8 protein-coding genes are annotated in these 9,638 nt (G+C 61.1%); 1 reads left to right on the top strand and 7 read right to left on the bottom strand.

What is annotated here, in order from left to right; all coding sequences use genetic code 11:
* Positions 1–196: 196 nt before the first annotated feature.
* Complete coding sequence (locus B3D39_RS14270; protein WP_038147480.1) at positions 197–1,318, top strand: Fic family protein; 1,122 nt, start codon at positions 197–199, stop codon at positions 1,316–1,318.
* Positions 1,319–1,381: 63 nt separating this feature from the next.
* Here the strand turns inward: B3D39_RS14270 and B3D39_RS14275 are convergent, their stop codons facing one another.
* From B3D39_RS14275 to B3D39_RS14305, 7 genes are all read right to left on the bottom strand, one after another.
* Complete coding sequence (locus B3D39_RS14275) at positions 1,382–2,257, bottom strand: Eco29kI family restriction endonuclease (RefSeq protein WP_081874993.1); 876 nt, start codon at positions 2,255–2,257, stop codon at positions 1,382–1,384.
* Positions 2,258–2,259: 2 nt separating this feature from the next.
* Positions 2,260–3,477: a DNA cytosine methyltransferase gene (locus B3D39_RS14280; protein ID WP_051856066.1), complete on the bottom strand. Its 1,218-nt coding sequence runs from the start codon at positions 3,475–3,477 to the stop codon at positions 2,260–2,262.
* 87 nt (positions 3,478–3,564) lie between these two features.
* Entirely contained in the window at positions 3,565–4,119 is a 555-nt protein-coding gene (locus B3D39_RS14285) for a very short patch repair endonuclease (RefSeq protein ID WP_081874992.1), read from the bottom strand.
* Positions 4,058–4,687, bottom strand: coding sequence for a hypothetical protein (locus tag B3D39_RS14290; protein WP_038147478.1), 630 nt, complete (start codon positions 4,685–4,687; stop codon positions 4,058–4,060). The genes B3D39_RS14285 and B3D39_RS14290 overlap by 62 nt, the downstream gene beginning before the upstream one ends.
* Before the next feature lie 124 nt (positions 4,688–4,811).
* Complete coding sequence (locus tag B3D39_RS14295; protein WP_038147477.1) at positions 4,812–5,744, bottom strand: DUF2493 domain-containing protein; 933 nt, start codon at positions 5,742–5,744, stop codon at positions 4,812–4,814.
* A 365-nt stretch (positions 5,745–6,109) separates the two neighbouring features.
* Complete coding sequence (locus tag B3D39_RS14300; RefSeq protein WP_038147475.1) at positions 6,110–7,141, bottom strand: DUF7146 domain-containing protein; 1,032 nt, start codon at positions 7,139–7,141, stop codon at positions 6,110–6,112.
* A gap of 3 nt (positions 7,142–7,144) precedes the next feature.
* The coding region (locus tag B3D39_RS14305) for a strawberry notch C-terminal domain-containing protein (RefSeq protein ID WP_286789824.1) at positions 7,145–9,638 on the bottom strand (2,494 nt) is incomplete at its 5' end.

Here is a 9,638-nt window from a genome sequence, read left to right on the forward strand (position 1 = left end):
GCCGGAACAGAACCCTGTCGATCCAAAGATCCCCAGACCGCGTCAGCAAGATCTGACGCACCTTGAAAAGGCCTAGCTCAAGGCCTCGCGTCGGTTTGTGGGTCATACCATCCCGCAGGTCCTTTGAGCGATAGAGTTGACTTCTATGCCTCAGAGGTGATCTAGATATGAGTTATAGAAAGGATGTCTATAACTCATGGCTTGGAACTGGACGCTGCCCGATTGGCCGGATTTCCGGTATGACGCCTCCGCTCTGGAGGCGTTCGAGCAGAAGTTTCTGCTGTCGTCCGGAGAAATCCTCGGCGCGGTCCATCATGTCAGCCAGCCGGAGCGCGAGCAACTCCGCATCGAACTTCTCAGCGAGGAAGCGATGCAGACGAGCGCCATCGAGGGTGAAATCCTCGATCGGCTCAGTGTCCAGTCTTCGCTGCGCCGCCATCTGGGCCTCGATCCGGACAGCTACCCTGCCAAACCGCGCGAACAGGGCGTCGCGGAAATGATGGTCGACGTCTATTCCAATTTTGCAGAGCCGCTGACCCATGAGACACTGTACCGCTGGCATCGGATGCTCCTGTCCCATGATCGTCGGTTGGAAACCATCGGGGCCTACCGACAACACGCCGAGGCGATGCAAATCGTTTCCGGCCGCCTTGACCGGCCCACGATACATTTCGAAGCGCCACCCTCGGAGCGGGTCATGCCTGAGATGGAGCGATACGCGGATTGGTTCAACAAGACCGGGCCGGGGGGAGCAGAGCCGCGTCCAGCGCTGACGCGCGCAGGGCTAAGCCACCTCTATTTCGAGAGCATCCACCCATTCGAAGACGGCAACGGTCGCTTGGGTCGCGCCCTCGCTGAAAAGTCGCTGGCGCAGAACATTGACCAGCCGACCCTCATCTCGCTCGCCTTCACCATCGAGAAGGAGCGCAAGGCATACTACGACCAGCTCGAGCAGCATCAAAAAACGCTCGACGTGACCGATTGGCTCGTCTGGTTCGCAGAAGTTGTCTTGAAGGCCCAACAGGCAACACTCGACCGCGTCGGCTTCTTCATCAGCAAGGCACACTTCTACGATCGTCACAGAGACCACTTGAACGAACGCCAGGCCAAGGCCATCGCTCGAATGTTTCAGGAAGGCCCTGGCGGTTTCAAAGGCGGCCTTAGCGCCGACAACTATCTCAAGATCACCGGAACTTCACGCGCAACCGCGACCCGCGATCTGCAGGACCTGGTCGAGAAAGGTGCGCTCAGCCGGACCGGTGAGCGACGCCATACGAGGTACTGGTTGAACCTCAACCAAGATGCTTCAAAATTGTAATTAAAACCGTGGCTTACCAAAAATCCGATAATCCAATTTATGTAAGATCAGATAGTTCAATAGTTACTCGGGATCACCAGGCTTTTCTTCCATTTCTTTCTCCCTGTCCGGGTCGAACCGGTCAGCTTGACGAATGCCTTCGGCAAACGCGTTGAAAATATCCTCCGTCGTCCTGAAGATTGGCTTGGTTCGGAAATGCTCGGCGACCTCCGAGCGAATACTCTCTGTGGACTTGGCCTCTGGATTCCCCGCTGCCCACGCTCGACCTGGATGTATCGTATCCCACGGCGATTTGTTGTTCGCACGGGTGGACGCGGCGTCACCATGTTTGCCGATCCCGAAAAGTATCTTGGTTTCGTTGTTCCATATCGGCCAGAACAGACGGATTAGATGGTTCTCGGCGGCGGCTTGGTAACCACTTTGCACGGCCAAGGCTCGGCACTCGAAGTCCTTGAGATCGATCCCCGCCACTTTCTCGATGTTTTTACGATGCTCGTTCAATCGACTAAAGAGTCTTGTCTCCTGCTCCACAACAGTTTTCGCACCGGTCGGGGGATCGGCCTTCCCAACATAGATGGGAGTCTCGGTGCCGGAAATCGGCGCGTAAATATCGGCAGGCCCCCTGTAGTAAATCGCATACACACCGGACCCATAGAAAGGCGTGATCGCTCCGAGCGGCAAGCGTTCTTGCGATAGCAGGGCCAAGGCCACAAAATGCCCAATCAAACGCGGTTCCGAGGGATCAAAAAACGCATCCGGCAATCGTATCGGATCAATGTTCCGCTCCAGTTGGAGTAAAGCCTCCTTCATATCGGAGATGGCCGCCAGAACGCGCTTGCGCGAAGGTGCGGTCATCTCCGCTACCCGCACCATTTCTGCGAACTGCTCCAAAGCAGCCGATGTCTCATCCGCTTTCTCGAGCTCAGGTCGGCGTGCCATCGCTAAGCGGCCTCGGACTCGTTCAGCCTCGCGGCAACGCTGTCGCCGACAACTCTCGCAAGCTCTGCGGGAACGGCGTTCCCCAGTTGTCGCATGCATTCAGTCCATGCGCCGTGAAATTTGTACCCATCGGGGAATGTTTGGATCCTGGCACCTTCGCGAACCGTGAAATATCGGACAGAGCCATCTGCCCGGCGCAGCATGTTCTCTCCGCCGGGCACACCGTGAACTCCGGCCTTAAGGGTTTTGGATGGCTCATCGAGATAGCTGCCGGTATGGCCTGGATAGACCTTCGCGTTGGGTTGGAAGCGATGATCCAGGACCTGGTGCGAACTCTTAGCTCCCTCCGGGTCCGGCAGGTCTCCAATCGCGTCCCGCGTCGTGCGCCACGGCAGGCTCTCCGGCTTCTCTTCGACCGATAGGCGCTTTGACAACTGCAGTGCCCGTCCTTCGAGAACTCGGTCTTTCTTGGCAACGCTATGACGCTCCCAGTAGTCACCGAACATCTGGTCCCAAACGAGTGCCTCTTGTGTGAAATCGCCCGGCCCGAATGACCACCTCGCGTCCACGTCGTCTCGAAAACCAACGAAGAGCACACGCTCGCGCTTTTGCGGCACTCCATAGTTCGCCGAGTTCAGAAGCTTTGTGACCACCTGATAATGCAGTCCGGGGCGTCTTGTGGAGGTATGATGTTGCTCGAGACGGCGAAGGTGGTCCTGCCACTCCTCGTCAGGACGAGCGACTAGCTCGGGGTGTTCCATCTGGAGCTTCACATATTCAAAGTAACTGAGAAATGACGCCCGGGTCAGTCCTTTTACGTTCTCGAAGACAAATGCCCGAGGCCGTGCCTCCCGAACCGCCCGAACCGCTTGTGGAAACATGTCGCGAGCGTCATCGTATGCGCGGTGACGCCCACCAAGGCTGAAGGGTTGGCATGGTGGACCACCTGAGATCAGATCGAGTTTTCCCGCCAACGGTCTGAAGTCGACCTTGCGGACATCGCCCTCAAAAACCCGCCACGGGCTCTTACCATCTGACCGACCGTCATCGCCAAGGATTCCGTGATTGTCGCGGAGTGTGTCGCAGCACCATTTGTTGTACTCGACCACCATCTGTGGAACGAAACCCGACTGCGCAAGCCCAATGCCAAGACCGCCCGCACCAGCGAAAAGCTCCACCGATTTCCGTATCAAGGGCTTGACAGGCTGCTCGCTCGACATGCCGTTCCTCCTGCAGGTGTTTTCACCGACTTAGACCAAAGTCCGTGTCAAGTATCAAGAAAAGATTGACAACATCTGGTTAAACCCCTAACAAGCATCCCCCACAGATTGGTCTCCACTTCGATCGCCGTTCTGCCCTTCAAATTCTTCGAAATTCTTACCCGAGACCAACCAAGCGCCGACTGCGTCAAGCAAGGCTTCCGGTTTCCATCGACCCTTGCCCACCATGCAACACTCCCAAACAATCAGAACTCGCCAACCGGCCTGAACAAGAAGGCGCTCGTTTTCCCGATCCCTCTCGCGATTTCGGTCGATCTTTGTATTCCAGAAATCCTGGTGCGTGTTGGGCCGTCGACCGCAGCCGTCATGCCCATGCCAAAAGCACCCTCTGACCTCTATTACGGCCCCGTGCTTTTTAAGCACTACATCGGGAGTTCCGGGCAGGTTTTTCTGGTGCAGTCGATAGCGATAGCCTCGAGCATGGAGCCCGCGCCGTATAAGCATCTCGGGTTTCGTGTTCTTGGATCGAATCCGCGACATCTGCTCCGATCGCGTCAACAGCGTTCCCCGTCGCTTCACGTCAATAGCCCGCCGAGTGACCGATTGGAGACGGCCAAATCGCCTCCGTCGCCAAGAACTCATGGATGACTGAACGCACAACAAGCGCGCCCTGATCGACAAGCTGATAGCGGTATGCCCCCTCCTGAACCGTGATCCATCCTGTCGATAGTCCGTAGAGTCCTTCCCTCACCGCGTAGGGCAAATTCTCAAGCACGCAAATGGAGATCTTAGACGGTCGCGGAGCAACCCCGAGAGCGAGAAACATGTGGCCAACCGCATTCTTGGACACGACACGCCGGAGACGCTGTTCATCTGGCTCGAGCGCAATGCGTTGCTTGGCATCCGACGTAACGATGAAAAGGCTATCGTCAAGATCGTCCTGAAGAACCCAATTACTCTCGAGAATTCGCTCCAGCTGTGACTTCGGTTCGTCCCCGTTCCAGAGCAGCGTCCCAAGGAACGCCGCCATATACTCCTCGTCCTGCGCGAACGATCTGTTGCATTCGGTGCAAACCCGGATCGTTTCAATGTTGTCAGGGTAAGGGTGAACAAGGAGGAACTTGGATGGAATATGATCACGGGAGCTGGTCGAGCGCGTAATTGCTCGAGCGCAGTGTATACAGCGTTTCTCAACCAAATCGGTCTTCATCGAACGATCTCCTTTTGCTTTTCACCCTACCACCAGACTACGAGACCCCACGCGCAAGCGTTGGAATTACCGGTATTTCCTGGCGCTTTCACTCTATGCACCCCTAAGCAACAGAAAAGGGGGCTCACGCCCCCTTCTCGAACTTCATGACTGGGATACCCAGCTTCGTGGCCTTGTCGGCTAGGTTTTCCTGGATACCGGTCCCGGGGAAGACGAGGACTCCGACCGGGAGCACATCCAGCATCGCATCGTTTCGTTTGAAGGGCGCGGCCTTGGCGTGTTTGGTCCAGTCAGGCTTGAAGGCAACCTGCGTCACGCCCCGGGCTTCGGCCCATTTGGCGGCGATGAGTTCTGCGCCTTTGGGGCTGCCACCGTGTAACAGGACCATGTCGGGATACTTGGTCCGGACCTGGTCGAGCTTGCCCCAGATCAGGCGGTGATCGTTGAAGTCGGTCCCGCCGGTGAGGGCGACCTTGGGGCCTGCGGGCAACATCACCTCGGTTTCCGCGCGGCGCTTCGCGGCCAGGAAGTCGCGGCTGTCGATCAGCGCAGCGGTCATGTGCTGGCAGTTCACCATCGAACCGGTGCGAGGCCGCCAGGTCGATCCCGTGTGATGGACGAACTCGGTCGCGGCGTGATCGCGCATCATGTCCATGCAGTTGCGCCGTTCGATCAGCGTCAGGCCTTCGGCCGTCAGACGCTCGAGTTCGGTGGATTTCACCTCGGAGCCGTCCTGCTCACGCTGGAGGCGGCGCTGCGCCTGCTCGTTCTCATCGAGCGACCGCTCGATCCGGGCCGTGGCGCGGTGGAAGAGGTTGACCTGGCCCCAGAGCACCTCTTCGAGGTCCGGTTCCATGCGGGTGTCTTCCAGCGTCGCGACGAGGGCGTCGAAGATGTCGGCGACGGCGACCGCGAGGCGCTGCCCATCGGGCATCGGGCGCGGATCGGGCTCGTCAAAGGGGCGGTAGCCATAGAGCTGCAACTCGTCGAGCGCGTGAGCGGTATGGGATGCGGTGTGAGCGGGTTCATACGCGTCGTCGTTGGTGTGGATCGTCATCGGTTTTCTTGCCTCCGGGCCTGTCTCGTCCGTGCGTCATCCCGCGCGGCCTTCATGGGCAGACCCGAGCCGTCGGGGCGGTTGCCCCTTCACCCCGGCTTCACCGGGGCCGGAACAGCGTGGAGGAGGTCGTCAGGGAAGCTATTTGTCTCGCGATGCAAAGGCGGCTTTGCCGCCGGCGGAAATAGCTTCCCTTCCGACCTTGCAGGGGCAACCGCTTTGACGGCCTGCCCATCTCTTGAAGGCCGCGCAGGGCTGACGGGTGGATGCGCAAGGCCCGGGATGGGGTGAGGACGACGATCCAGAGCCACGACTTGGATGCAGCCCCCTGCCCCGCACTCCCAGACCCCCCTGCGCGATGCAGCTCAGCCCAGCAGGCGATGCCGATCCTCTAGCCCGATCTGACCTGCCAGATGCTGGCGCAGCGCGTCCTTGCCGTTCGCCCGAAGATCATCGTTGAAATCCCCGAGCCGCGGTTCCAGCACCCGCACTGTCACCCCGAACTCGGTTGCTCTTGCGCTCAACCTCTCTGCGGCGCGTTGCCCGGCCGGATCGCGGTCAATGGCGATGTAGAGGCGCTGCAGCCCCTCCGGCAGCAGGACCGCCCCGAGGTGACCGGACGAGAGCGCAGCCCAGACGGGAAGGCCGGGCACAGCCTCGACAAGGGACAGCATGGTCTCGATGCCCTCGCCGACGACGAGGATGTCGTCATGCGGGATCAGCCTGACAGCATTGCCCAGAAGGTGACCCATGGCACGCCGCTGCGCTTTGAGCGCCGCCTTTCCCTGTCCGTCAGGCGCCAGCCAGGTGCGATGCACGCCCTGCACGGCCCCCACCCCATCGGTGACCGCGGCGATCAGTGCCGGTCTGGGGATGCTCCGGGTCTGACCCTCCTCCCGATGCCAGCATTTCGGATGAAAGCGAAGGGCGCTCATCTCCCCGCCTTGGGTCAGGCCGCGGGAGCGGAGGTAGGTGTCGGCAAGCGTGCCTGCGACCGGCACCGAGGCTGCGAACAGACGCGCCGCTGCCGCTGGTGTGCCACCGGGGGCTTTGGCCTTCCTTTGAACTGGTTTATCCGGGAGGACCGGCTGCGGACGGCCAAGATGCGCCCTGGCCTCGGCCAGAAGATTGGGAAAGCGGGAGATCCCGGTTCGCTCGCGGATGATGTCGAGAAGATCGCCATGCTCGCCCGTGGCGCCGTCGGTGAACTTGCCGGCCGCGCCCGGTCCCGACGTGGGCCCAGTCAACCGTACAAAGAGCGACCGGCCAGGGTTGTTCTGCAAATCGCCCACGATCCAGTAGGATCCTTCCCGCCGTCCGGCGGGAAGGTAAGCGCGACAGACGCCTTCAGCATTCTCCGCCAGTGCGCGGATCACATCTTCGGTCTCGGAATACATGGCTTAGCAACCTCCGCGTGCATGTAGTCCCGTCACAGGACAACGTGCAAGCAGACGATCCAGCACGGCGATACCGGTAGGATCGGTCGGGCAGAAGAGGCGCAGCTTCCAGCTGATGATCTCCGAGAAGAAGCCATCGGCCTTGAGCCGGTCCTTCGCCGCTTCCGAGAAGCCCGAGAGTTCGATCCGGTTCGCGCCCATGACACGGGAGCGGTGAAGCTCCATCCCCTCGGCGAGCCGAACAACGGTCTTGCCCTCCAGAACGAGGGCATGGACCTGCGCGGCTGTCAGTTTTGGTGCGTCATTTGCCAGCGTGGTTGTAACCCAAGACGGCGGAACCCGGCGGCCGATGATGCGCTGACCGTCGTCGGTCTGCAGCCGGTAGACGCGGGTTTCATCTTGGGGAAGCTGCTTCCAGATCGGCAGCAGCAGACCTGCCACGATGTGCAGCGTGGCTTCGGAGAACTCCGGCACCTCAGCCAGTTCCGCGGTCCACGCGGCAGCGAAGGCCGCGCGGTCGGCTTCCAGCCAATGCGTATCTTCCATGATTTTCGCCGGGACCGTGCTAGCATCAAGCGGCCGGATCAGCCGCAGGCGCGGCTCGATGGTGCCATCGTCCAGCATCAGGCTGGTGGCGGGCACCTGCACAGCAGCCCGGCCCGAGCGGCTATTGACCAGAAGCCGCGCTTTAGGGTCATCCAGCCAGTCGAGCGCATCGGCCAGAGACAGCGGTGTATTGCGGCGCTTTTCGGCGATGGTCAGCAGCTGGGTTTCCGCGCCGGAGCCCGGATGGGTATGGATGACGCGTGCGTCGGTCACCCGAAAGCTCTCGGCACGGAGTGTCTCGAGCCCGAGGTCGTAGACCCCGGCGGCGATGGCGCCCTCGATCCGCTGGTCGAGCAGCTCCTCGAATGCCGAGAAGAGCACGGCCTGCATGTCGATCGTCAGCGCCAGCAGGCGATTGAGGAAGGTCGTGATCGGAGGAAGGTCGTCCTTCAGCCCGTTGTCGTCGGTCAGGCTGAGGCCAGTGGCATCCTCGAAAGCCCCAAGCGAGCATCCCGCCAGATCGCCGCGATAGATGCGGCGGTAAAGCTGGCGGAGGGCGTCGCGGGCGTAAGGCGACTCGAGGTTGTCCTCCGGGCGGAACAACCCTTGCCCGCCAGTCTGGCGCTGGCCGCGGGTGATCGCGCCAAGCGTGTCGAGACGACGCGCGATGGTCGACAGGAACCGCTTCTCCGCCTTCACATCGGTGGCCACCGGACGGAAGAGCGGCGGCTGCGCCTGATTGGTGCGATTGGTGCGCCCGAGGCCCTGGATCGCCGCATCTGCCTTCCAGCCGGGCTCCAGGAGGTAGTGGACCCGAAGGCGCTGGTTCTTCGCGCCAAGATCAGCGTGATAGCTGCGGCCGGTGCCACCGGCATCCGAGAAGATCAGGATACGCTTTTCGTCATCCATGAAGGCTTGGGTTTCCGCGAGGTTCGCGGCTCCAGCCCGGTTCTCCACCACGAGCCGTGCCGAATGCCCTTCGCCCTTCCGCACGATGCGCCGCGAGCGCCCTGTGACTTCGGCCACGAGATCAGTGCCAAAGCGCTGCACGATCTGGTCGAGCGCGCCCGGCACGGGCGGCAGCGAGGCCAGCTTCTCGATCAGCGCGTCACGACGCCGGACGGCTTCGCGGCACTCCACCGGTTGGCCGTCGCGCGTGACGGGGCGCGACGAAAGATTACCTTCGCTGTCGGTGAAAGGCTCGTAGAGCTGCACCGGGAAGGAATGGGCGAGGTAGTCCAGAACGTATTCCCTGGGTGTGATGTCACAACGGATATCCTTCCATTCGTCGGTTGGGATCTCCGACAGGCGGCGTTCCATCAGCGCCTCACCCGTCGAGACGATCTGGATGACCGCCGCGTGACCCGCAGCCAGATCTGCATCGATGGATGCGATTAGCGTGGGGGTCTTCATCGAGGTGAGCAAATGGCCGAAGAAGCGCTGTTTCGCGCTCTCGAAGGCTGACCGCGCAGCGGACTTGGCCTGGCGGTTCAGCGTGCCCGACCCGCTCGGCCCGTCGACCGCGCCGGAAATGTTCGCCGCCTCCAACGCAGCAGTCAGGTTGTTGTGGATGATAGCGAAGGCCTCGGCATAGGAATCATAAATGCCTCGCTGCTCCGGGGTCAGCGCGTGTTCCAGCATCTCGTACTCGACCCCGTCATAGGACAGCGAGCGCGCAGTGTAGAGGCCGAGCGCCCGGAGGTCGCGGGCCAGAACCTCCATCGCCGCGACACCGCCCGCCTCGATGGCTTCGACGAATTCCGACCGGGTCGCGAACGGGAAATCCTCCCCGCCCCAAAGACCAAGACGCTGCGCGTAGGCCAGGTTGTGGACGGTCGTCGCGCCCGTGGCCGAGACATAGACCACGCGGGCATGCGGAAGCTTGTGCTGCAGGCGAAGACCCGCCCTGCCCTGCTGCGAGGCCATTGTATCGCCCCGCTCGCCTTTGCCC

The organism is Thioclava sp. UBA3469 (assembly GCF_002378135.1).
GTDB lineage: Bacteria > Pseudomonadota > Alphaproteobacteria > Rhodobacterales > Rhodobacteraceae > Thioclava > Thioclava sediminum.

Coding starts and splice junctions, on each gene's coding strand:
- B3D39_RS14270 (WP_038147480.1), top strand. CDS start 197: ATGGCTTGGAACTGGACGCTGCCCGATTGGCCGGATTTCCGGTATGAC.
- B3D39_RS14275 (WP_081874993.1), bottom strand. CDS start 2,257: ATGGCACGCCGACCTGAGCTCGAGAAAGCGGATGAGACATCGGCTGCT.
- B3D39_RS14280 (WP_051856066.1), bottom strand. CDS start 3,477: ATGTCGAGCGAGCAGCCTGTCAAGCCCTTGATACGGAAATCGGTGGAG.
- B3D39_RS14285 (WP_081874992.1), bottom strand. CDS start 4,119: ATGAGTTCTTGGCGACGGAGGCGATTTGGCCGTCTCCAATCGGTCACT.
- B3D39_RS14290 (WP_038147478.1), bottom strand. CDS start 4,687: ATGAAGACCGATTTGGTTGAGAAACGCTGTATACACTGCGCTCGAGCA.
- B3D39_RS14295 (WP_038147477.1), bottom strand. CDS start 5,744: ATGACGATCCACACCAACGACGACGCGTATGAACCCGCTCACACCGCA.
- B3D39_RS14300 (WP_038147475.1), bottom strand. CDS start 7,141: ATGTATTCCGAGACCGAAGATGTGATCCGCGCACTGGCGGAGAATGCT.